The following is a 22,404-nucleotide window of genomic DNA, read 5'->3' on the forward strand; positions in this document are numbered from 1 at the left end:
GAGAGGTGGTTCAGCGGCGGCCGTGGGCTCGGGTGATGGTGAGGACCATGCGTTCGAGGGCGTAGCCGGCGTCGCCTGAGGCGCCTTTGACGTCGGCGTCGGCTTGGGCGACCGCCTTGATCGCGGTCGCGAGACCACCAGGGGTCCAACCTCGGGACTGTTGCCTGAGCTGCTTCAGCTTCCACGGCGGTACGCCGACCTCACGCGCCAGATCCGCCTCACGCATGCCACTCGGCGCACTCGCGTACTTCGCCAGCCCGCGCAACCCGCCCGCCATCGCACTGGTGAGGAGCACCGGCGCGACACCGCAGTCCAGCGCCCACCGGAGCTGCTCCAGCGCCGGCTCGGTCCGCCCGGCGATCGCCGCGTCGGCGACCGCGAAGCTCGTGACCTCCGCGCGCCCACCGAAGTACTGTCCGATCAGCTCGGCTGTCACCGCCTGGCCGCCCGAATCCGACACCAGCTGCGAACACGCCCCGGCCAGCGCCCGCAGGTCATGCCCGACCGCATCCACCAGCGCCGACGCCGCGCCCTCGTCCACGGACCCGCCGAGCAGCCGGATCTCCCCCGCCACGAACTGCGGAAGCTCCCACGTCTTCGGCGCCGTCGCGACGACCTCGTTGACCGATGCCTTCCGCAACTTGTCGAGGAGGCCCTTGCCTTTCTGCCCGCCGGAGTGCACCAGCACCACGAGTACGTCGTCGGCCGGCGACCCGGCGTACTCGATCAGGTGCGGCGCCATCTCCGCAGGCAGGTTCTCCAGCCCGCGCAGCACCAGCACCCGCTCGCTCGCGAACAACGACGGCCCGGTCAGCTCCGCGAACACCCCGACGTCCAGCGTCGACGCCTCGAGATCCGTCACCTCGACCGCACCGTCGCCCGACGCCGCGTTCTTCGACACCGCCGCGATCGCCGACCGCACGGCCCGATCCGCCAGGAACGACTCGGCCCCGGTCACCAGCAGCACATCACCCAGCTTCGGCGCAGAACCTTTACGAGCAGCCACCCGGTCAGCATCCCACGCCACCCCGACAATCCCGGTGCGCCCCCGCACCAAACCGGCAAGGATGCCTCCTATGACGACCTCACCCTCGACCCCACCCGGCACCACGACTGATGTGAGCTCGGGTGGTGCGTTGGGCTCGGGCGGTGAGCCGGCGTTGACTGTTGACGCCTTGGTGGTGGTTGACCTGCAGACTGCGTTCGTCTCCGGACCCGATGCGGTGCCCGGCGCGGCGGGGCTGTTGGATCGGGTGCGTGGCCTGCTGGATCGCGCCCGGGCGGCCGGTGCCGTCGTCGTACATCTGCAGAACGACGGTCCGCCCGGCGCCGACGACGAGCCGGGAACACCGGGCTGGGAGTTGTTCTTGCCAGTGCAGCCGGGAGCTCGCGAGCACGTCCTACGCAAACCTCGGGACGACGGCTTCGACGCGACGCCGCTCGGGGAGATCCTGGTGTCGGCCGGCGTACGGTCGCTCGCGATCTGCGGCGTGATGTCCGAGATGTGCGTACACGCCACAGCCAAGACCGCCCTGGCCCGCGGCTACCGAGTCGTCCTCCCGCACGACGCCCACGCCACGTACGACGCCCCCGCCGTCCCCGGCGTAGCCGACAAGATCCCCGCCCACATCGTCTCCCGAGTCGCCGCCTGGTCCCTCGGCAACCAACCCGACAACACCTCCCCCGCGTCATCCGTCACCTTCTGACGCGCCGTACGGCCAAGGGCCGACCCCACAGGCAGCCCCTCACCCGCACCACCGACCGCCCACCACCGAGCCGACAACCTCCCGAGCCAAGACCCGTGGCGGCCCCTGATCGTCACCTAGTGAGGTCCTTGTTGGGGGGTGGGTGGGTGGTGAGGGCCAGGTGGTTGTTGGTGTTGGTGATTGTGAGAGGGCCGCTGAGGTTGGTGGTTGCTGTTTGGGTTGTGGTGTGGGACAGGAGGTCCAGGGTTCTGGGGGCTGGGTGGCCGTAGTCGTTGTTGCGGCCGGCGGAGATGATGGCCAGGCGTGCGTTGGCGGCCGCTATGAAGTTGGCGTCTTGTTGGGCTGAGCCGTGGTGCGGGACCTTGAGGACGTCTGCTTTCAGATCGGCGCCGGTAGCTAGAACTGCGCGCTGTGATTCGGGCTCCAGGTCGCCGGTCAGGAGGATCCGGAGGCCGCCGACTTCGGCCATCATGGCGATGCTGGCGTTGTTCTCCGGCGATCCTTCGTCCGTGGGCGTCGCCGACGATGTGCCTGCGGCGGGCAGGGACGGCACTCTCGCCGGCCAGAGCGTCGTCCAGCTCACCTGGCCCGCGACCCGTCGCTCGTGGAACGTGACCGTACGCACGGCGACGCCGTGCCGCGCAGCAAGTGCGATCACGCGGTCGTACTCAGCGCGCGGCGAGAAGTACGGCGTCACCTCGATCTCGTCGACCTGCCGACCGCTGAGGACACCGGCCAAGCCGCCTACGTGGTCGGCGTGGAAGTGGCTCAGCACGACAACGGGGATGTGCTGGACGTTCAGGTCCTTCAAACACCTGTCCATCGCCGCCGGGTCGGGACCGGTGTCGACGACAACCGCCGTATGGTCGCCGGCTCGCAACACCAGGCCGTCGCCCTGTCCGACATCGCACGCGACGAACAGCCAGTCGTCGGGCGGCCAGCCGAGGGATCCGACGGGACGCAGTACGACGACTGCCAGCATCACCACCGCCAGGATCATCGCGATCGGGCGGGCGAGGATGCGATGCAGGCCGAGGACGAGAGCGAGGCAGAGCAGCGTCAGTACGGCGATGCCGGCCACTGTCGCGGGCCAGGCGTTCGCGGCGCCTGGCAGGTCCGCGCCCTCGCGCGCGACGAGGATGATCCAGCGTGCCGGCCAGCCCGCGGCCCAACCGACGACCTGTGCCAGCTCATTGCTCACGAGGGCGACGCCGGCCGCGATGAAGCCGAGGATCGTGGCCGGGCCTACCGTTGGCCCAGCCAATAGATTGGCTGCGACTGCGACCAGGGACACCTCTCCCGACAGCCAGGCGACGATCGGCGTACAGGCGAGCTGCGCGGCTAGTGGGCAGGCGATTGCGTCGGCCAGCCAACCGGGTAGCCATCTCGACAGCGCCTTCCGCCAGCCCGGTCCGAGCAGGATGATGCCTGCCGTTGCGAGCACGGACAGGGCGAACCCTGGCGAGCGCGCGAGTGACGTGTCCAGGAGCAGTAGGGCGATCACTGCCACGGACAGGCTGCGTATGGCGCGGCGTTGGCCTGGCCCGCCTGTCATCGCCGCCAGCGCGATCAGGCCCATCGCGGCTGCGCGGAGCACGCTCGGCTGGGGTCTGGCGAGGACGACGAACACGACCACTGTCAGCAGGCCGACGACTGTGAGGCCGCGGGCGCGTACGCCGATCAGTCGAGCGAGCGGGAGGACGAACGCGAGGAGGAGGGTCAGGTTCGTACCTGAAACTGCCGAGAGGTGGGTCAGGCCGGTGGTTCGGAAGTCGGCGTCCAGGTCGGCTGACACTCCGGAGACGTCTCCCATGACGAGGGCGGGCACGAGTCCGCGTACGTCCTCGGGCTCGTCCGACACCGCGTCGCGCAGTCCGGCTCGGACACGCTCGGCGGCACGGAGCCACCACGGCGGGTCGTCCACAGTCCGCGGTGGTGAGCGGGTCGAGAGCATCGCGGCCACCTCGGCGCCGCCTTCGGCCGGCTCGAGTCTGCCGGTTGCGTCGATGTGCTGGCCGTACCTGACGTGTTGCCACTTCGCGGTGCCGATGACGAGCACCGGCGTACGTACTCGGGTGCTTGTGGTGCCGGTTGGGTTCGGTCCGGGGCGGCTGTGGATCTGCTCGATGGTTGCTCTGACAACGACGTACGGCGGGCGTCTGGTGGTGGATTGTCTGAGGGATGGATCGCTGGTGATCTTGAGTCGGACTGTGACGGTTTTGTTGTTGGCTGCCAGGTTGCGTACCGGGCCTTCGTGGAGGGTTGCGGTGTGGAGGGTGGCGGCGAGGGCCATGCCGCTGGCGACGGTTAGCGAGCCGATGGTTGTCCAGCTTGTTGGGGCGTGGGGCGCCAAGCGGCGGCTGAGCGCCGTGCGGGTGGGGCGGCGGATCAGTAGGGCGAGGGTTACGGCTGCGAGCAGTGCGAGGGCGGTTACGAGTGCGCCGACGAGCGGGGGGCGGCCGAGCAGGAGTGCGGCTGTCAGCCAACCGGCGGTCGCTGGGATGAGTAGGCGCGCGTCTGGGCGTTGTTGCTCGGGAGTGTCTTTGGGTGGCTGGTCGGGAGTTGGGGTGGGGTCAGGTGCGGACATGGGGTCTCAGGGAGTCGAACTTCTTGGGGCCTACGCCGGGGACCTCCTGGAGTTGGTCGACGGTGGTGAAGGGGCCGTTCTGGGTGCGGTAGTCGAGGATTCTCTGGGCCAGGACTGGGCCTACGCCTGGGAGGGCGTCCAGCTCGGCGAGGGTGGCGGTGTTGAGGTTTACGGCGTTGTTGGGGGCGGTGGTCGGGTCGGGTGGGGTGGGTGACGGTGGTGGGTTGGTGGGCGCGGGTTGGCCGACGATGATCTGTTCGCCGTCGGTTACCTGGCGGGCGAGGTTGAGGGAGGTCAGGTCTACGCCGCGGAGTGGGCCGCCGGCGAGGGTCAGTACATCGGCTACTCGGGAGCCGGGTGGGGCTTTGATCAGGCCGGGGCGGCGTACTTTTCCGGCGACGTGGACTACGACGGGCGGCTGGGTGGGCATGGCGCCGGGAGTCTGCGGGGACTGGGATGCGCCCGGTTGGGTTGGGGTGGGTTGCTGCTGGGTGGGGTTGGGTTGGGCTACGGGGCTGCCTGCCGTGGCGGTGGTCGGGCGGGTGTCGGGGACGGGTTCGGGGCGGGCTCGGAGAAAGGTCCAGGCGACCCAGGTCAGCCCGAGGAGTAGTACGACCGCTAGGACGGCGACGTGGCGTGGGGTGAGAGTCCACCGGGCATCACGCAGCCGGTCGAGCCGGGGCTGGCCGACCGGGTCGTCGTCCGCCTGGTCGGTGCGAGCCTGGTCCGCACGAGGGTCGTAGGTACGGGCGTCCTTGAGACCGGGGTGCTCGGCGCGGCGGTAGGCAGCAGGCGGGTCGTCGGCGCTTGGGTAGTCGGCGCGGACATCCTCGGGATCTGTGTGGTCGGCGCGGCGGTAGGCGGTACGCGGGTCGTCGGCGCCGAGGTGGTCGGGGCGGGGAGTGTGTGGGATTTGTTGAGTGGGGGTCCATCCGCCTCGCACCTCGTCACGCTCCTCCGGGTGGGTGGGGGGCTGGGTGTGAAGGTGGGCGCGCGGGTGCGGGCGGGCGGCGAGGCGGGCCAAGGCGCGGGCTCGGGCGTCCGGGGTGGGGGATGGGATGCGGCGGAAGGCCTTCACGCCTGGAGAAAGTACGAGTTCGGGGCCTTTGGGAACCTGTGACTTCGAGGCTGTGGAGAAGTCGTCAGTTCGGCGCCGACGGTCATACCAAGTGCTTGCCGCCTGATCGTCGGCGGGCGGGGCGGTGCGCGGCCGGGTGACAGGCGTACAGCCGGGTGGAGGGACGGCGGGTGGCGCGGAACGCCAGGTGGCCAGCGTGGGAGCGGCGGCCGGATGGCGGGGAGTCAGATAGGCGGTCGGGTGGGACGCCGGGGTCGACGGTACGGCTGTGGTGCGGGACGTGGTGCGCGGGTTCGGCCGTGGCGCAGGGCGTGGCGCGGGAGGTGAATTGGGGTGGTTAATGGGGGCTTACTACAACCGCCAGGAGGCCGGGGCCTACGTGGGCGCCGATGACGGCGCCTACTTCGCGGAGGACTATTTCCTCGGCTTGGGGGAGGCGGTTGGCGAGGTCGTCGGCGAGGGTTTGGGCTTTTTCGAGGTTGGCCAGGTGGTGGACGGCCAACTGGACGGGGAGGTCGCCGGCGCGTTGGACGGCGATGTCGGCGAGGCGGGCGATGGCTCGGCTGGAGGTGCGGACCTTCTCGAGGGGGACGATGCGGCCGCCGCTGATCGTGAGCAGGGGTTTGACCGCGAGCGCCGTACCCAGGAGGGCCTGGGCGGCGCCGATGCGGCCGCCCCGGCGGAGGTACTCGAGGGTGTCGACGTAGAAGTACGACGAGATCGACTTCATCCGGCTCCGCGCGGCGGCCTCGACGGCGGCTGCGTCCTCACCGGCGGCGGCCGCGGCGGCCGCGGCGAGAACCGGGAAGCCGAGGCCCATCCCGAGAGAGCGGGAGTCGACCACGCGCACCGGGATCGGGGACTCCTTGGCGCCGATCATCGCCGCCTCGAACGTGCCGGACATGTCGCCGGACAGGTGGATCGACACCACCGCCTCGGCGCCGTCCTTGGCGCACTCGGCGTACGTGTCGGTGAACGTCTGCGGCGCCGGTCGGCTGGTCGAGACCGGGGTGAACGTCTTGAGCGCCTCCGCGACCGCGTCCGCCGAAGTGGCGCCGTCGTCGTACGACGTGCCGCCGATCACGACCTGCAGCGGTACGACGGTGAGCGGGTGCCGGAGCAGCTCGTGCGTGGACAGACCGGCCGTGGAGTCGGTGACGACCTGCACGCGGGCTGCCATGCAGCGAGGTTACCGGACGGTTTATGTCCGAGCGCAGTGCCAGACTCCACAAGATGAAGGAGACAGACAGGGAAATCACCGAGTTGCAGGAGTTGCTGGACGCGGCGTACGCGCGGTCGACCGAGCATCTGCGCGCCATCATCACGGATCCGCGGCGGCTGGACGCCGGCGAGCTGGTGCGGGTTCTGACCGGGATGTGCACGCTCAATCTGGCCACCGTGACCGCGCGCGGCGAGCCGCGGATCAGCGCGGTGGACGGGCACTTCCTGCACGCGCGGTGGGTGTTCACGACCTCGGGATCGGCGGCCAAGGCGCGGCAGCTGAGGCAGCGGCCGGCGGCGAGCATCTCTTACGTCGACGGTGAGCGGATCGGGGTGTTCAGCCACGGGAACGTCGAGTTCCTGACGGCGGATCATCCGGACTTCGCGGAGATCGAGCAGCACCTCACGAGCCACTACGGCAGCTCGCCGTCGAGCTGGGGGGACGACATCGTGTACTGCCGGCTCCAGCCCACCTGGATGGTGGGTTACGCGTCCGACAAGGCGGCTGTTCTGGACACACCAGCGAGGTGAAGGCCACCCCTCCCGGGGCCTTCACCTCGCTCTTGGTTGTGCCGGGCTACTGACGTCCCCTGTGCGTCAACAGCCCGGCTCCCGCTGACTCCCCCTGGCTGTCAGCTGAAGTTGGCGGAGCCTCGGCAAGCTACTCCCCGTGTCCGGCTCCCTCAGAACCGGTTTGACCGCGAGCTCACCGAGGTCCCGGGAGGCCCCAGCGGCCGGACGGCCGGCGGGTGACCAAACCCGCCGGTTGCTCCGCGCCAGCCGGGTCGCGACACTCGTCCCCTGTGTCGTGTGCCTGACCCTGAGCTGGGACCCCGCCCCGGAAGCAGTGCCCTGACGGTGCACCGCGCCCGGTACAGGCAGAACAGATCCGCAGTCCGCAGCACTCCGGAGCTCTCGGTCGCCGGTCGGCGCCCCCACCAACCAGCCGCCGGAGGCCCTCCGCGTCGCCTTCGCCGGGTGCCGGAGGCCGGTGGTTCGCCATGGCCTCTTCATGGGTTCACCACCTCTTTCGCTGCCGGTCGCCGGTGTCGGTCTCTGCTTCGTGGAACCTGCCCTACGGCTGTAATTCTTTGCCGGGCGGCCATGTCAGGACGAGGCAGAACAACCGGCAGTTACCCGGCAGCTTCGGCAGATCCGCGTCAGGAAAGCGCGGCGAGCACGTCGTTCGCCAGCCGCTGTACGGCGGCCGCCGGGTCCGGCTCGGGCCACCCCTCCGCGACCGACGCGCTCGCGCAGGACTCCTGCAGCACGGCCCACGCGGTCGGCAGCATCGGCGGGTCCATGGTCTGCTGCCAGGCCAGCAGCTGACCGCACACCGCGTCCCCGGCCTCGGAGCGACCGAGCGCGTGCAGGACCGCCACAGCCTCCGGAAGCACCTCGAGCAGGTAAACGACCCGCCCTTCGAGCAGCAGCCGGTTCAGCGCGTCGAGGACGGCCACCCGCGCCTGCTCGACCTCGCCGGCGTCACGCGCGAGCCGGGACCGGTAGAGCATCACCAGATAGTCGAAGTACCCACGGTGCCCGCGGATGTCCGCGTCGGCCTGGTCGAGGAGCGTCCGCGCCTCGTCGTACCGGCCCTCGTGGTACTCGACCATCGCCAGGCAGCCGGCGACCTTGGTGCGCTCAGGATCGTCCGACGCCTGGCTGTCGCGGGCGAGCTCGGCCCAGTGCCGTGCGCCGGACAGGTTCCCCAGCTCCAGGTCGACGCGGCTGAGCGCCATGTACGCGATCTCGTCCGGGTAGACACCCGGATTGACCAGGGCGGCCTCCCAAGCGAGCAGCAGCTCCTTGGCCTCGACCAGACGGCCCCACCGGAGCAGGGCCAGCCCACAGGTCGCCTGCACCGTCGCTGAACGCTGTACGTCGCCATGCTTCCGGGCGTCGTCCACCAGCGCCGGTATCTCGGCCAGACTCTGTGTGTCGAGCAGATGCGAGCCGGACGACACCCAGCCGCCCCGCGCGACCAGGCCCATCTCGGTCTCACCAGCGATCCGCGTGCGCGCTTCCCCGTAGTGCCGGCGCGCGCCACGGATGTCGCCGGTCAAGCTGGACAGCCGGCCCGCGATGGCGAGCAGCCTGCCGCTGGTCTCCTTGTCGGAAACGTTCTCGGCGCACAGCGTCGCCCACCGGATCCCGCTCTCGGCCACACTCGCCTGGTACTGCCAGGCGATCCGGAACCCGAGCACGATCCGCGCCGCGGCGTCCCACTCCCCCAGCTCACCAGCCCGCGCCAGCGCCACCTCGAACAGCGCCGAGTTCGCATGCGCCGCCCGGTACCGCCGGTCGCGATCCGGCGACGACCACGCGCCTTCCAGCCCCGACACGTACGTCGCGCACCACTCGACGGCACGGTCACGGAACTCGGTGAGATCGTCCTGCGACGACAGCCCGGCGTACGCGTGCTCCCGGATCGTCTCCAGCAGCTTGTACCGCGCGCCGTACAGCTGCTCGAACTCGTGCACCGGCTGCAGCAGCGACTTCTCCACCAGCTCGGCCAGCAGCATGGGTACGTCGAGCTCGTCGATCGGTTCGCCGGTACAAACGCCCGCCACGGCCTCGAGCGTGAACGGCGAGCCGAGCACCGAGGCCCGGTAGAGCAGCTGCCGCGCCGGGTCCGACAGCGCGTCGACGCTCCACGCGATCGTGTCCGCCAGCGTCCGCTGATGCGGCGCACCGAACCGGCGCGGCCCGGACAGCAACCGGAACCGGTCATCCAGCGCGGCAAGGATTGTCTCTACCGACAGCGAGCCGGCCCGCGCGGCAGCTAGCTCCAGCGCGAGCGGCAGCCCGTCAAGCCGTCGGCACAGCCGCGCCACGGTCGGAGCATTCGCAGGCGTCAGCTTGAAGTCCGGGCGCACGCGGGCCACGCGACGGCAGAACATCTCGACAGCCGGCGACGCCGAGACCTCGTCGAAGCTCAGGTCGTTCGCCGGTACGCCGAGGACCTGCACGCGGCGCACCACCTCGTCCGGCAGGCCGAGCGGGATCCGGGACGTGACCAGCACGCCGATGCCCGGGAAGCTGCGCACCATCCGGTTGGCAACCGTCGCGACACCGTCCAGGACGTGCTCGGCGTTGTCCTCGACGATCACCAGGTCGCCGGGCCGGCGGCCGGACAGGACGTCGTCGAGGTCCGACGTACCGGGAGCTGTGCCGAAGGCGTCCAGGATCGCCGACGGTACGGCGGCGTCGCGCTGGACCGTGGTGAGGTCGACGACCACGACGGTCGTGTCGGCGCCCGAGAACCGGTCCGCGGCGGCGAGCGCCAGCTCGGTCTTCCCGACCCCGCCGGGACCGACGAGGGTGACGAGCCGGTTCTGCCGCAGCAGTTCCTCGAGCTCGAACAGCTCCTGCTCGCGGCCGACGAGCCCGTCCGGGATCGGCCGGGTGCCGCGCCAGCGCAGACCGGTCGGCGCGGCGTCCGCGACCGAGACGACCTGAGCAGCGGCGACGGTCGGCCGGACGACGGGGCGCGCCGAGCCGTGGCCCGCGGCGGCGAGGAAGTGCTCGGTATCGTCGGGCTGCAGGTCGAGCGCGGTGGCGAGCAGCCGGACGGAGTCCTTGCGCGGCCGCGCGACGCGGCCGGCCTCCATCTCACGGATCGACCGGACGCTCAGCCCGGCCCGATCGGCCAGCTCCTCCTGGGAAAGTCCGGCCTGGACCCTCAAGTCGAGCAACAGATCGGCGAAACCCCGCCGCCCGTCCGCCCGGCTTTCCGTGTCCGACACAGCCCGTCACCCCTCTGGAGGCCTCACGTTCCTGGAGGGTGTCTGAGGATCCTGCGCCGTCGCGAGCAGGTGCTCGGCGGAGCGCCTCGGCGTGCCGGAGGGGAGGGTTCGATGTGGTGCATCGTGCCCTTCCCTCCGGTGCGTCGAGGTGCCCGCCGAGTGCCGCGCAGTAGGCGCAGGATCCTCAGACACCCTCCGCACAACATAGCGTGACGGAAGGGCCGGTGCGGGTTCCGATCGGCGTGCGGGATGCGGCCTGGGTCACACAATTCGTTGCCCGGAGCAACGGACGGGAAATACCTGTGGACTCAGAAATGCACGTTTCAAGCAGTCGCGCGAACTGCTGGGGATTCGCTGTCGGCGGCGTACAGAGAAAGTACGCCGGACCAGTCGTCGAGGCGGGCGCGGGTATCGGCGCGACCGGAGTCCGCATTCAGCAGGCTGCCATCGGAAATGCCGCGGGTGGCGCGAACCAGGAGCTCGACGGTGACGTCGCGCAGCGTGTCAAGGGCAGCCATGCGGTAATTCAAGCGGAGTCGTGTTTCGCAAACGTAACGCGATCGGCAACATCACGATAAGTCACGAAAATCCCGGAATTACTTGTTACCGGGTAGTCCGCTAACCGGCCAGGAACGACAACCGGACCTGCCGGTCGGGATTGTCGCGATTGGTGTCGACCAGACAGATCGACTGCCAGGTGCCGAGTGTCAGCCGCCCGGCCAGAACCGGCACCGTCGCGTACGGCGGAATCAGCGCGGGCAGCACGTGGTCGCGGCCGTGGCCGGGCGAACCGTGCCGGTGCCGCCAGCCGAAGTCCCGCGGCAGGAGATCCTCGAGCACCGCGAGCAGGTCGTCGTCGCTGCCCGCCCCGGTCTCCAGGATCGCCACGCCGGCCGTCGCGTGCGGCACGAACACGTGCAGCAGGCCGTCTCCCCGGCCGTCGACGAACTGCGCACACCGGCTCGTGAGGTCGAGGACGACCTCACGAGCTCCGGTGTGCACCTCAAGGACGACGGAGTCCATCAGGCGGGCACGATGTTGACCAGCTTGGGCGCCCGCACGATCACCTTGCGGGTGCCGCGGCCGTCCAGCGCCTTCTGGATCGCCTCGGACGCCAGCGCCAGCTGCTCCAGGTCGGCGTCGGAGATGTCCGGCGCGACCTCCAGCCGGTCCTTCACCTTGCCGGCGATCTGCACGACGCAGGTGACCGACTCCTGAACCAGCAGCGCCGGGTCGACCTTCGGCCAGCCGGCCTTGGCGACCGTGGGCTCGTGGCCCAGCTCTTCCCACATCTCCTCGGCCGTGTACGGCGCGACCAGGCTCAGCAGGACCGCCACAGTCTCGACCGCTTCGCGGACGGCCGGGTCGGCCGCACCGGGGCCGGAGTCGATCGCCTTCCGGGTCGCGTTCACCAGCTCCATGATCCGGGCGACCATGACGTTGAAGCGGTGCGAGTCGATCAGCTCGGCCGCGTCCGAGATGGTGTGGTGGGTCAGCTTGCGCAGCTCCACGTCACCGGTCGACGGGTCGGCACCGACCGGCGACTCGACCGCTCCGGCCAGCCGCCACGCCCGCTGCAGGAACTTCAGCGAGCCGCCCGGCGACATGTCGGCCCAGTCGATGTCGTCCGACGGCGGACCGGCGAAGACCATGGTCAGCCGGACCGCGTCGACGCCGTACTCGTCGATCATGTCGCCCAGGTTCACGCCGTTGCCCAGGGACTTGCTCATTGCCTTGCCCTGGTTGATGACCTGGCCCTGGTTCAGCAGCCGGGTGAACGGCTCGGTGACCCGCAGCAGGCCCATGTCGTGCAGCGCCTTGACGAAGAAGCGCGCGTACAGGAGATGCAGTACGGCGTGCTCCTTGCCGCCGACGTACTGGTACACCGACATCCACCGGTCGGCGGTGGCCTGGTCGAACGGGCCGTCGGTGTACTCCGGCGACAGGTAGCGCAGGAAGTACCAGGACGAGTCGACGAACGTGTCCATCGTGTCGGTGTCGCGCTCGGCCTTGCCGCCGCACTTCGGGCAGTCGACCTCGACCCAGTCGCGGGCCGCTGCCAGCGGCGACACGCCCTTGGGCTGCAGGTCGGCGCCGCGCAGGTCGGGCAGCTCCATCGGCAGCTGATCGTCCGGGACCGGCACCTCGCCGCAGGACGGGCAGTGGATGATCGGGATCGGGCAGCCCCAGTACCGCTGGCGGCTCAGCAGCCAGTCGCGCAGGCGGTAGTTGATCGTCCGCTGGCCCAGGTCCTTGGTCTCCAGCCAGTCGATGATCCGCGACTTGGCCTCGGCGACCTCCAGGCCGTCCAGGCTGATCTCGTCGTTCGCGCTGTTGATCGCCGGGCCGTCACCGGTGTAGGCCTTGCCGTCGAAGCCGGCCTCGGGCTGCACGGTGCGGACGATCGGCAGGCCGAACTTCTCCGCGAACTCCCAGTCCCGGGTGTCCTGGCCGGGGACCGCCATGATCGCGCCGGTGCCGTAGTCGGCCAGCACGTAGTCGGCGGCCCAGATCGGGATCCGCTGCCCGGTCACCGGGTTGATCGCGTACGACCCCAGGAAGACGCCCGTCTTCTCCCGCTCGGTGCTCAGCCGCTCGATCTCGGTCTCGCCCTTGACCTTCGCCAGGTAGGTGTCGAAGGCCTCCTGCTGCTCCGGTGTGACCAGCGACGCGGCCAGCTTCGCGTCCGGCGCGACCACCATGAAGGTGGCGCCGAACAGCGTGTCCGGCCGGGTGGTGAAGACCTTGATCGGCTCGTCGCGGCCCTCGACCTCGAAGTTCGCGAACGCGCCCTCGGAGCGGCCGATCCAGTTGCGCTGCATCAGCAGGATCTCTTCCGGCCACTGCAGCAGCTCCATGTCGTCCAGCAGCCGCTGGGCGTACTCCGTGGTCTTGAAGTACCACTGGGTCAGCTCGCGCTTGGTGACCTCCCAGCCGCAGCGTTCGCAGCGGCCCTGGACGACCTGCTCGTTGGCCAGCACGGTCTGGTCGTTCGGGCACCAGTTGACGAACGACGCCTTGCGGTAGGCCAGACCGCGCTCGTACAGCCGCAGGAACAGCCACTGCGTCCAGCGGTAGTACTCCGGGTCGGAGGTGTGCAGCCGGCGGGACCAGTCGAAGCTCAGCGCGTAGCGCCGGATCGACTCCGCCTGGGTCTCGATGTTGGCGTACGTGTACGTCGCCGGGTGCTCGTTGCGCTTGATCGCCGCGTTCTCGGCGGGCAGGCCGAACGAGTCCCAGCCGATCGGGTTCAGGACGTCGTACCCCTGCTGGAACCAGTAGCGCGCCAGCACGTCGTGCAGCGCGAACACCTCGGCGTGGCCCATGTGCAGGTCACCGGAGGGGTAGGAGAACATCGTGAGCGCGTAGCGGCGCTCCGCCGAGCCGTCGTCCTTCGCCCTGAACGGGTCCAGCTTCTCCCACACCGGACGCCACTTGGCCTGCATGGCGTTGAAGTCGTAGCCACCCCGGTCGATCGGGGCGTCCTCCACCTGCTCCGTCACGGTCCTACTCCTGCTTCGTGGATTGTTGAGCCTAAATCTGCCAGAAATGAAAAATCCCCTCACACAGGAGGGGGTGCCGCACTGACCGGCGCTCAGATTGCGCCTGGATGCCAGTACGGCTAACTAAGGAGCAGGCTCACTCGCATAGCGCCCAGGATAGCACCGGTGCCGCGGCTGCCCGGGGCAGGCGCGGCACCGGACGCCGTCAGCCGATCGGAACGCCGAACGTCTTCAGCCAGTCCTGGACCACCTTGATGTCGATCCGCTGCAAGCCGTCGAGGTAGCGGCAGTTGCTCGTGTAGCCGTAGCTGGTCACGGTCACTTGGTAGTTGTTGAGGAACGTCGGCCCGCCGGAGTCACCGAAGCAGGTGCCGCCGGTGCCGCGGTTGTCGTTCTCGTTGCCGTTGACCTGCAGGATCTGCGGCGTGAGCTTCTGCCCGGGCTCCTCGGCCCAGCGGCGCAGCAGCGGGTACGACATCGGGGTCGGCTTCTGCGGGCCGGAGTCGGCCTTGCGGACCTCGGTGCCGTAGCCGACGGACGTGAAGATCGTGCTGTTCAGCTTGGGCTGCTGGTACGCGTTCAGGTAGTTGGCGGGCGCGATCTTCGCCGGGGCGATGTTCGTGACCGGCCGGTCGAGCACGATCACGCCGACGTCGTTCCAGTTGGCCAGGTCGGTGAAGTCGGAGTACTGCGGGTGCGCGTACGCCGTACCGGACTTGTAGCCGGCTGCTTCGAGCTCCGCCTGCGTGTAGCCCTTCGACGGGTCGGCGGCGACCGGGAACGGCGACGGCGGCTGCTCGGCGATCACCGAGTCGAACGTCACCAGGGTCTTGCCGAGGGTGCCGAGGGTGCAGTGCGCCGCGGTCACCACGACGGTCGGCGAGACGAGCGTCGCCGTGCACCGGAACCGCCCGTCCGGTTGGTAGAACAGGATCAGTCCGACGTTGGGGTGCGCGTTGCCGTCCGGTTGACCGCCGGTGATCGCGCTGGCGGACAGCGCCGGGGTGACGGCCAGTCCGAGAGCCAGTGCGCACAGACCGATGATGCGGCCGAGTCGTGTCCTCATATGTCCCCTCCTGGGGTATGCGGGATACCTGAGGGCATTGGAGCAATCACGCCTCGCGGTGTCCAGACTTCGTTTGACTACCCTGTGTGATCGTCCGTTCAGACACGTCGTCTAGCTTCGAGTAGTCGTACTGTCGGGGCATGGGGCCCGTGGACGAGTACTCCGTGCCGCTGAACGCCACCTCAGCATCTTCCCGTTCAGTTCTGCTGCGGTCGACGCCGTACGTGAGTGGCTGCCGGGCTTCGACCTGGCCAAAGGAACCGTCCGCTTCACGGTCGAGAACTCGTTGCCTGAGGACGCTGTCCGTGGACTCGTCCGTCGCCGGATGGCCGAGATCGCCGCTAGATGAACTCTGTGCCGCCGGCCCGGCGGTGGTCACCCGGCGTACGGCCGTACTTGCGTTTGAACGCAGTGGAGAACGGCCGCACGTCGGAATAGCCGCAGGCGCGTGCCACGTCCGTGATGGACAGGGTGTGGTCCAGGAGCAGCTGTGCGGACAGCTCGAGCCGGAGGCGGCGGAGCGTCGACATGATCGAGGCCCCTGTCTGCTGCGTGAACAGTCGCTCGGCATGCCGCTCCGACAGGTGTACGACGGCTGCCACGTCCCGGACGGTGATCGGACGGGACAGGTTGTCGCGGAGGTGCCGCTGCATCGCCTCCACCACCAGCGGCCCACGGTCCCGCCTGACGGGCTCCACTGCCAGGTCCTCGTCCAACGCGAACGCACGAGCCGTTTCCAGCACGAGAGTGGCACCAAGTGCACCCAGCACTGTGCTGTAGCCCGATACCGGCGCAGCCGCCTCCGCAGCCAGGCCCGTGATGAGTGCCGGCAGCGAACCGCTTCTCGCGGACATGACCGGCCCATCGGCACGGGTCAGCCCTGACCACCACCCTCGCTCGTCGGACCCTGGACGAAAGGTGAAGCCCCAGAAGGCGATGCCGAGCGGCGACGTGCGCGAGGACTCGATCTCATGGACGTCGCCGGGCCGCGCGAGGAACACCGAGCCGGGCGTCACGTCGTACTGCACGGTGCCGTTGTTGAAGCGGCCCTCTCCGGAGTACGCCAGGCACACCTCGTGGAACGAGTGGGTGTGCCAGTAGTTGCGCCAGTACTCGGGCCGGTAGTGGCCCCAGCTGAGGAAGTCCGCGCGGAAGCCGTCGACCTCGCAGGACTCGAGCAGTCCCGCGAGGTCGACGAACCGGTCCGCCGCAGCGACGCCGGACAGCATCGGAGAGAGGGTCAAACAGCGCTCCTGCCGGTCGGGTCGACTCCTCGCAGCATCATGCCCTGGCCGAGCGACCACTCGTGGGTCTTCACCGTCGGCGGGTCCCCCGGGTCGCGGTACTGGATCAGCCAGGTGGTACGCGCCTCATCGCTGGTGTTCACGCCGGACCCGTGCACGGTCAGGTACGTGAAGAACAGGACGTCGCCCGCCTCGGCCGGCTGCGGCGTCGCCGCGTCGAACGCGGGCTCCAGCAGGTGGTACGAGCCCTCCGGGCTGTGCTCGCGCGGCCCGTCCTTGTGGCTGCCCGGGATGACCCGCACGCAGCCCTTCTCCTCCGGCGCGTCGTCGAAGTGGAAGATCGCCGCCCCGACCCGGTGGTAGGTGTGCGGGAAGAACGGGTGGTCCTGGTGCAGCGGGAACGGCGAACCGTTCTCCGGCGGCTTCACGAACAGCTTGGTGTGGTGCAGCTGGACGTTGTCCACACCCATCACCGCGGCGGCCACGTCGGTGAACCGCGGGTCCACCAGCAGCTTCGAGAACTCGGCGTCGTAGAACTGCGCGTCGTGCAGGTGCTGCAGCTTCGTCGGCGCCTCGGTCATGCCCCGGGCGGCGCCCCAGGTCGGGTCGTCGGACCGGTTCAGCTGCGCCAGCAGGTCGTGGCTGCGCTGCCGGTAGTGGGCCGCTTCTTCCTTGCTGAGCAGGCCTTTCACCAGGACGAAGCCGTTCTCGGCGTACTGCTGCGCGAGCGTCGAGAGTTCGGGACGCCCGTCTGTGATCGTCATCTCGGAGTACCTCCTGATCGGGTCCTTCGAGCCTACGAACGGCGGCGTCCGGACGGGAGGACCCGACCGGACGCCGATGTTCGCCGAACGGACATGACTACTCGCCGGCCGACGTCTCCTCGACCGGTACGACGATCGGTCGCAACCGGGCCCAGAGCACGAACAGGACGGTGAACAGCAGCATCCCGAGGCCGCCCCAGAGGTTGATGTTGATCCCGGCCGCCTTGTCGATCTCGGCCTGCTTCTCGACCAGGCCGAGAATCGTCAGCACCAGGCCGTAGATCCCGACCAGGGCGGCGATCACGATCCGGATGTCGAATGCTCCGGACTTCTTCTTCCGTGCCATCACAAGCTCCCAATCAGCCGAAGACGATGTTCAGGACGACGGTCATCGCCAGCGAGATACCGGCCAGCAGCACCGGCCGGCGGTAGCAGCCGTGGTCACCGCGCAGCGTCACCTCGGTGCGCTGCTCCTTCGGCGTCAGCGAGTACACCAGGCCGACCAGCTCGGACTCCTCCTTCGGCCGGGTCATCGTGCTGACCAGGACGCTGATCAGGATGTCGACCACGAAGGCCGCACCGGCGCCGACGAAGCTGGCGCCCTGACCGGGCAGGTTGATGATGCCGTTCTCGGACAGCACGAACACGACGATCGCGGTCGCCGTACCGCTGACCAGGCCGATCCAGCCGGCCGCCGCGGTCATCCGCTTCCAGAACATACCGAGGATGAAGGTGGCGAACAGCGGTGCGTTGAAGAACGAGAACAGCTGCTGCAGGTAGTCCATCAGGTTGCTGTAGCCGGAGGCGATCGCGGCCGTGCCGATCGCGATCACTGTGCCCGCGACCGTCACCCAGCGGCCGGTCCGCAGGTAGAAGTCGTCCGTCCGGTCCTTGATCACGTAGCGCTCGATGATGTCGTACGACATCACGGTGTTGAACGAGCTCAGGTTCGCCGCCATACCGGCCATGAACGAGGCCAGCAGACCGGTGATCGCCAGGCCGAGCATGCCGTTCGGCAGCAGGTCGCGCATCAGCAGCAGAAGCGCGTCGTTGTAGTCGACCTCGCCGCTGCCGGTTGCCTTGAACTGGGCCAGTTCCGGCACGAGCACCGCGGCGATGATGCCGGGGATGATCACGATGAACGGCACGAACATCTTCGGGAACGAGCCGATGATCGGGGTCCGCCGGGCCGCCGACATGTTCTTCGACGCCATCGCCCGCTGGACCTCGACGAAGTTCGTCGTCCAGTAGCCGAACGAGAGCACGAACCCGAGGCCGAACACGATGCCGATCACCGACAGGAAGTCGTTGCTGAAGCCGCTCAGGGCGTTGCCCGGCCACGCGCTCATCTGCTCGGCGCCGCCCGGCGACGCGGTCACCTTGTCGACCAGGCCCTCCCAGCCGCCGACCTTGTGCAGGCCGATCAGGGTCAGCGGGAGCAGCGCGGCGACGATCACGAAGAACTGGAGCACCTCGTTGTAGATCGCGGCCGACAGCCCGCCGAGCGTGATGTAGCTGAGCACGATCAGGGCGGCGACGATCACCGACACCCAGATCGGCCAGCCGAGCAGCACGTTCACGATGGTGGCCAGCAGGAACAGGTTCACGCCCGCGATCAGCACCTGCGCCAGGGCGAAGCTGATCGCGTTCACCAGGTGCGCGGGCTTCCCGAACCGGCGGAGCATGAACTCCGGCACGCTGCGGACCTTGGAGCCGTAGTAGAACGGCATCATCACGACGCCGAGGAACAGCATCGCCGGGATCGCGCCGATCCAGAAGTAGTGCACGGTCGGCATGCCGTACTGCGCGCCGTTCGCCGACATGCCCATGATCTCGATGGCGCCCAGGTTGGCCGAGATGAACGCCAGGCCGGTCACCCAGGCGGGCAGCGAGCGCCCGGACAGGAAGAAGTCCAGGCTGCTGGAGACCGCCCGTCTGGCCAGGTAGCCGATGCCGAGCACGAAGACGAAGTACAGGGCGATGATGATGTAGTCGATCGCCGTCGCGTCCAGTCTGAGGATGGATTGTTGGGCAAGCATCGGGCCTCCGGATCACCACAGTGACTGTTCGTGTTGTTACCGCTGAGGAACGTTACTCCTACTTTCAACCAACCCGGCGGCGACCCGGCCGGTTCTCCACCCGGATCTCCACCCCTGGTCGGTACCCAGGGGTGACCGCACCGACCTACCGTCCGTGACATGAGCCTCGGAACGTTGCCCAACGCACTCGTCGTGGTCGCCGTCGTGGTCGTCGTCCTCGCCCGGCGGCTGTCCTGGTCCGAGCTGGAGAACTCCGACACCGACGTCTGGCGCGGCCCGCTCGTGCTGATCGGGGTCGGCGTCTACCAGCTGTACGACCGGCACACCGGACTCGGCGCCCTCGACATCGTCTTGCTCGTCGCCGGCGCCGTGCTGGCGCTCGTGGCCGGCGTCGGCTCCGGACGGGTCGCCCAGGTCGAGCGGCGCGCCGGGAAGGTGTTCTTCCGGCTCGGCCTGCCCGGACTCGGCATCATGGTGGCCTACCTGGTCGTCCGGCTCGGGCTCGCGGGTCTCGGCCACCTGCTCGGCGCCTCGGTCGCCGGCGGCGGTGCGCTGATGGTCTCGATGGGTGCGAACCTGTTGACCCAGTCGCTGATCATCCAGAGCAAGGCGAGCCAGATGGCCGAGGAGTACACCAACCAGTGAAGCTGAAGGCGCTGCTGCCGCCCCGTCCGCACGGAGAGAGCGGCTGGGTCGGCCGGGTACTCGCCAGCGGCGTCGCCGTGGCGGTGCTCTCGACGGCCCGCCCTGCGGACAGCTGGGTCTGGGTCGTGCTCGGTGTGAGCTTCGCCCTGTTCCTGGCTGGCTCAGTGCTGATGACAGCCAGGCCGTACGTCTCCTTCGCACTGCTGTCCGTCGTGGCCGTGAGCAGTGCTCTGATCGCCGGCTACCCGCAGTCGAACGCGCTGGTCCTGGTGCTGGTCGCGATCACCGACGTTGCCGTGCTCGACTTCAGACGGCACGGCAATCGCCCGATCGTTGCTGCCGGCATCGGCGTGGCAGCCGCCTACGCCGGGTCGGCGTGGCTGTTCGACCAGTCCGACACCTGGTACTTCACCCAGCTGCTGTGGACGGCCGTACTGGTCGCCTTCGGGTTGAACCGGCGTCAGTACGAGGTACAGGCGCGACAGACCGAGCAGCTGCTGGAGCAGACCCGGTTGGCGCAGAGCGAGCACGCCCGCGCCGCCACGCTGGAGGAGCGCGGGCGGATCGCGCGGGACCTGCACGACGTACTGGCGCACTCGCTCGGCGCACTGAGCGTCCAACTGGAGGTGGCCGAGGCGTTGCTGGAGGAGCGTGGCGACACGGCCGGTGCGCTCGAGCGGGTACGTCGTTCGCGGCGGCTCGCCGTACAGGGGCTGACCGAGGCGCGGAACGCCGTGGCTGCGCTGCGGGCCGATGCTGTGCCGGAGCTTCCCGCAGCGCTCGCCGGACTGGCGGAGCAGCACGAGAAGGACCACGGGACAGCTGTGCAGGTCGCCGTCACGGGCCACCCGCGGAAGCTGGACTCCGCCGTCACCGTGGCGCTGCTCGGCGCCGCTCGTGAGGCGCTGACCAATGCCGCCAAGCACGCACCCGGTCAGACGATCGAGATGCGGCTCGACGGCGTACGGTTGTCGGTTCGGAACAAGGGCGTGACGAGCGGCGAGGGGTTCGGGTTGACCGGGATGCGGGAGCGGCTGGCCCTGGTCGGTGGGACGTTGACAGCGGGTCCGGACGGCGACGACTGGTTGGTGGTGGCAGAGGTTGAGTGACGCAATCAGGGTCGTGGTGGCGGACGACCAGCAGGTCGTGCGGGAGGGACTGGTCGCGCTGCTCGGGCTGATCGACGGCGTCGAGGTGACGGGCGCGGCCGCGAACGGCGTCGAGGCCGTCGACCTGGTTGCCGGGGGCAACGTAGACGTGGTGCTGATGGACCTGCGGATGCCGGTCCTGGACGGCACGCAGGCGACCGCGCGGATCACCGCCGACTTCCCGCACGTCGCCGTCCTCGTGCTGACCACGTACGCCGACGACACGTCGATCGCGAACGCGCTCCGCGCCGGGGCCCGCGGCTACCTCACCAAGGACGCCGGCCGCGCCGAGATCGGCGCCGCGCTGCGGTCCACCGCGGCCGGTCAGTCGACGTTCGACCCGGAGGTGACCAAACGGCTCGTGGCCGGCCTGGCGCCGGCGGCCGATCCCGGCGGCGACGGGCTGACCGCACGCGAGACCGAGGTCCTGCGGTTGATCGCGCAGGGACTGAGCAACCCCGAGATCGCCGGGCGGCTGTTCATCAGCGAGGCGACCGTGAAGACGCACATCAACAACACGTTCGCGAAGATCGGCGCCCGGCACCGCGCCGAGGCGGTGCGGTACGCCTACCGGAAGGGGATCGCGTCAGATTCGTAGCTCGGCGACGACCGGGCGATGGTCGCTGCCGGTCGGGCTCATCACCCAGGCCTTCGTCGGGGTGACGCCGCGCACCAGGATGTGGTCGATCCGCGCCATCGGGAACGCCGACGGCCAGGTGAACCCGAAGCCGGTACCGGCCGCGCCCTGCGCCGAGCGGAGGCCGGCCGTCAGCGGCGCGAGACTCCGGTCGTTCGCCGTACCGTTGAAGTCGCCCATCACGATCACGCCCGCGAGCCGCTCGTCGGCGATCTGCCGGCCGAGCGCCTTGATCGTGTTGTTGCGCTGGTCGGACGTGAACCCGCTGGTGCCGACCCGGACCGAGGCGAGGTGCGCGACGTACACCGCGACCTTGCCCTCCGGCGTGCTGACCTCGGCGCGCAGCGCACGCGTCCAGCTGAAGCCGACGTCGACGGACTTCGTCTCGACCACCGGGTACTTCGACCACAGGGCGACCGTGTCCCGGGACACCTCGTACGGGTACAGCTTGGCGAACGCGGACTTGTAGATCTTCAGGTCCCCCGCGGTGAGTTCCTCCAGCGCCATCACGTCGGCGTCGGCAGCGATCAGGTCCCGCGCGGTCCGCTCCGGGTCCGGGTTCGCCGCGTCGACGTTGTGGGTGAGCACGCGCAGGTCGTACGCTCCCCCGCCGCCCTTGCCCGGGATCAGCAGGTCGCCGAACATCAGCGCCCAGATCACCGCCGGGACGAGCAGCGCGACACCGGCCGTCGCGGACCGCCGGACCAGCGCCGCGACGGCGAGGACCGGGATCGCGACACCGACCCACGGCAGGAACGTGTCGAGCAGGCTGCCGAGGTTACCGATCGAGTTCGGCACGTAACGGTGGAACAGCAGCGGCAGCGCCGACAGGATCGCCAGCACCGCGATCACCCAGCCGCGCCGCCACATGGCGCCCTTCCGGCGGCGCGCGTTCCTGGGCGACGACGGCTGGCGGGTGGCGACAGCGGTTTGGCGGTCCGGCATGCAGCGATTGTGGCGGACGGCCGGGCCGGACCAAAGTCCGTGCCCGGCCGGGTGCGGCGATTTCATCCGTAC

Annotated in this window: 19 protein-coding genes; 5 read left to right on the forward strand and 14 right to left on the reverse strand. The window is 69.3% G+C overall.

The genetic code is table 11. The features are described 5' to 3' along the window. Positions 1-10: 10 nt before the first annotated feature. A complete protein-coding gene (holA, locus tag AB0L64_RS26910; RefSeq protein ID WP_363714349.1) occupies positions 11-1,006 on the reverse strand; it encodes a DNA polymerase III subunit delta in 996 nt (331 codons plus the stop codon). 70 nt (positions 1,007-1,076) lie between these two features. Between holA and AB0L64_RS26915 the strand changes: the two genes are divergently transcribed. Continuing rightward, positions 1,077-1,706 carry an isochorismatase family protein gene (locus tag AB0L64_RS26915; RefSeq protein ID WP_363714351.1) on the forward strand — a complete coding sequence of 210 codons (630 nt, stop codon included), beginning with the start codon at positions 1,077-1,079 and terminating at the stop codon, positions 1,704-1,706. Positions 1,707-1,818: 112 nt separating this feature from the next. On the opposite strand, the gene AB0L64_RS26920 is transcribed toward AB0L64_RS26915, so the two are convergent. The 3 genes from AB0L64_RS26920 to AB0L64_RS26930 all read right to left on the reverse strand — a co-directional run bounded on the left by AB0L64_RS26920 (position 1,819) and on the right by AB0L64_RS26930 (position 6,551). Then, on the reverse strand, positions 1,819-3,999 hold the full coding sequence (locus AB0L64_RS26920; protein ID WP_363714353.1) for a ComEC/Rec2 family competence protein: 2,181 nt from the start codon (positions 3,997-3,999) through the stop codon (positions 1,819-1,821). 280 nt (positions 4,000-4,279) lie between these two features. Further along, a complete protein-coding gene (locus tag AB0L64_RS26925) occupies positions 4,280-5,371 on the reverse strand; it encodes a ComEA family DNA-binding protein (protein WP_363714355.1) in 1,092 nt (363 codons plus the stop codon). Between the two features lie 337 nt (positions 5,372-5,708). After that, the gene (locus AB0L64_RS26930; protein WP_363714356.1) at positions 5,709-6,551 is read right to left on the reverse strand and encodes a DegV family protein; all 843 of its coding nucleotides are present in this window, start codon (positions 6,549-6,551) and stop codon (positions 5,709-5,711) included. 53 nt (positions 6,552-6,604) lie between these two features. Here AB0L64_RS26930 and AB0L64_RS26935 point away from each other — a divergent pair, with 53 nt between their 5' ends. Next, positions 6,605-7,123 carry a pyridoxamine 5'-phosphate oxidase family protein gene (locus AB0L64_RS26935; protein WP_363714358.1) on the forward strand — a complete coding sequence of 173 codons (519 nt, stop codon included), beginning with the start codon at positions 6,605-6,607 and terminating at the stop codon, positions 7,121-7,123. A 629-nt stretch (positions 7,124-7,752) separates the two neighbouring features. Here AB0L64_RS26935 and AB0L64_RS26940 read toward each other — a convergent pair. The 9 genes from AB0L64_RS26940 to AB0L64_RS26980 all read right to left on the reverse strand — a co-directional run bounded on the left by AB0L64_RS26940 (position 7,753) and on the right by AB0L64_RS26980 (position 18,957). After that, the gene (locus tag AB0L64_RS26940; protein WP_363714360.1) at positions 7,753-10,341 is read right to left on the reverse strand and encodes a helix-turn-helix domain-containing protein; all 2,589 of its coding nucleotides are present in this window, start codon (positions 10,339-10,341) and stop codon (positions 7,753-7,755) included. A 323-nt stretch (positions 10,342-10,664) separates the two neighbouring features. After that, positions 10,665-10,859 (reverse strand): hypothetical protein, encoded by a 195-nt coding sequence (locus AB0L64_RS26945; protein WP_359937514.1) that lies wholly within the window; start codon positions 10,857-10,859, stop codon positions 10,665-10,667. A gap of 100 nt (positions 10,860-10,959) precedes the next feature. Next, a complete protein-coding gene (locus tag AB0L64_RS26950) occupies positions 10,960-11,364 on the reverse strand; it encodes a YjbQ family protein (protein WP_363714362.1) in 405 nt (134 codons plus the stop codon). Next, positions 11,364-13,844 (reverse strand): leucine--tRNA ligase, encoded by a 2,481-nt coding sequence (gene leuS / locus AB0L64_RS26955; RefSeq protein ID WP_363714364.1) that lies wholly within the window; start codon positions 13,842-13,844, stop codon positions 11,364-11,366. The genes AB0L64_RS26950 and leuS overlap by 1 nt, the downstream gene beginning before the upstream one ends. A 205-nt stretch (positions 13,845-14,049) precedes the next feature. Continuing rightward, positions 14,050-14,910 (reverse strand): trypsin-like serine protease, encoded by an 861-nt coding sequence (locus tag AB0L64_RS26960; RefSeq protein WP_363714366.1) that lies wholly within the window; start codon positions 14,908-14,910, stop codon positions 14,050-14,052. A 341-nt stretch (positions 14,911-15,251) separates the two neighbouring features. Beyond that, entirely contained in the window at positions 15,252-16,154 is a 903-nt protein-coding gene (locus AB0L64_RS26965; protein ID WP_363714368.1) for an AraC family transcriptional regulator, read from the reverse strand. Then, complete coding sequence (locus tag AB0L64_RS26970) at positions 16,151-16,918, reverse strand: phytanoyl-CoA dioxygenase family protein (protein WP_363714369.1); 768 nt, start codon at positions 16,916-16,918, stop codon at positions 16,151-16,153. The genes AB0L64_RS26965 and AB0L64_RS26970 overlap by 4 nt, the downstream gene beginning before the upstream one ends. A 97-nt stretch (positions 16,919-17,015) precedes the next feature. Further along, on the reverse strand, positions 17,016-17,264 hold the full coding sequence (locus AB0L64_RS26975) for a hypothetical protein (RefSeq protein WP_363714371.1): 249 nt from the start codon (positions 17,262-17,264) through the stop codon (positions 17,016-17,018). 13 nt (positions 17,265-17,277) lie between these two features. Beyond that, positions 17,278-18,957: a sodium:solute symporter family protein gene (locus tag AB0L64_RS26980; RefSeq protein WP_363714373.1), complete on the reverse strand. Its 1,680-nt coding sequence runs from the start codon at positions 18,955-18,957 to the stop codon at positions 17,278-17,280. A gap of 159 nt (positions 18,958-19,116) precedes the next feature. On the opposite strand from AB0L64_RS26980, the gene AB0L64_RS26985 reads away from it, so the two are divergent. Genes AB0L64_RS26985 through AB0L64_RS26995 form a run of 3 tightly spaced genes read left to right on the forward strand, consistent with a single transcriptional unit; the run spans position 19,117 to position 21,348 of the window. Next, positions 19,117-19,602 (forward strand): hypothetical protein, encoded by a 486-nt coding sequence (locus tag AB0L64_RS26985; protein WP_355689116.1) that lies wholly within the window; start codon positions 19,117-19,119, stop codon positions 19,600-19,602. Further along, on the forward strand, positions 19,599-20,711 hold the full coding sequence (locus AB0L64_RS26990) for a histidine kinase (RefSeq protein WP_363714375.1): 1,113 nt from the start codon (positions 19,599-19,601) through the stop codon (positions 20,709-20,711). Before AB0L64_RS26985 ends, AB0L64_RS26990 begins: the two co-directional genes overlap by 4 nt. Then, positions 20,704-21,348: a response regulator transcription factor gene (locus AB0L64_RS26995; RefSeq protein WP_359937544.1), complete on the forward strand. Its 645-nt coding sequence runs from the start codon at positions 20,704-20,706 to the stop codon at positions 21,346-21,348. The genes AB0L64_RS26990 and AB0L64_RS26995 overlap by 8 nt, the downstream gene beginning before the upstream one ends. Here AB0L64_RS26995 and AB0L64_RS27000 read toward each other — a convergent pair. Further along, the gene (locus tag AB0L64_RS27000) at positions 21,337-22,332 is read right to left on the reverse strand and encodes an endonuclease/exonuclease/phosphatase family protein (RefSeq protein WP_363714378.1); all 996 of its coding nucleotides are present in this window, start codon (positions 22,330-22,332) and stop codon (positions 21,337-21,339) included. The two genes, AB0L64_RS26995 and AB0L64_RS27000, sit on opposite strands and share 12 nt — an antisense overlap. Between the last annotated feature and the right edge of the window lie 72 nt (positions 22,333-22,404).

This window comes from Kribbella sp. NPDC051936 (assembly GCF_040680955.1).
Taxonomy (GTDB): Bacteria; Actinomycetota; Actinomycetes; order Propionibacteriales; family Kribbellaceae; genus Kribbella.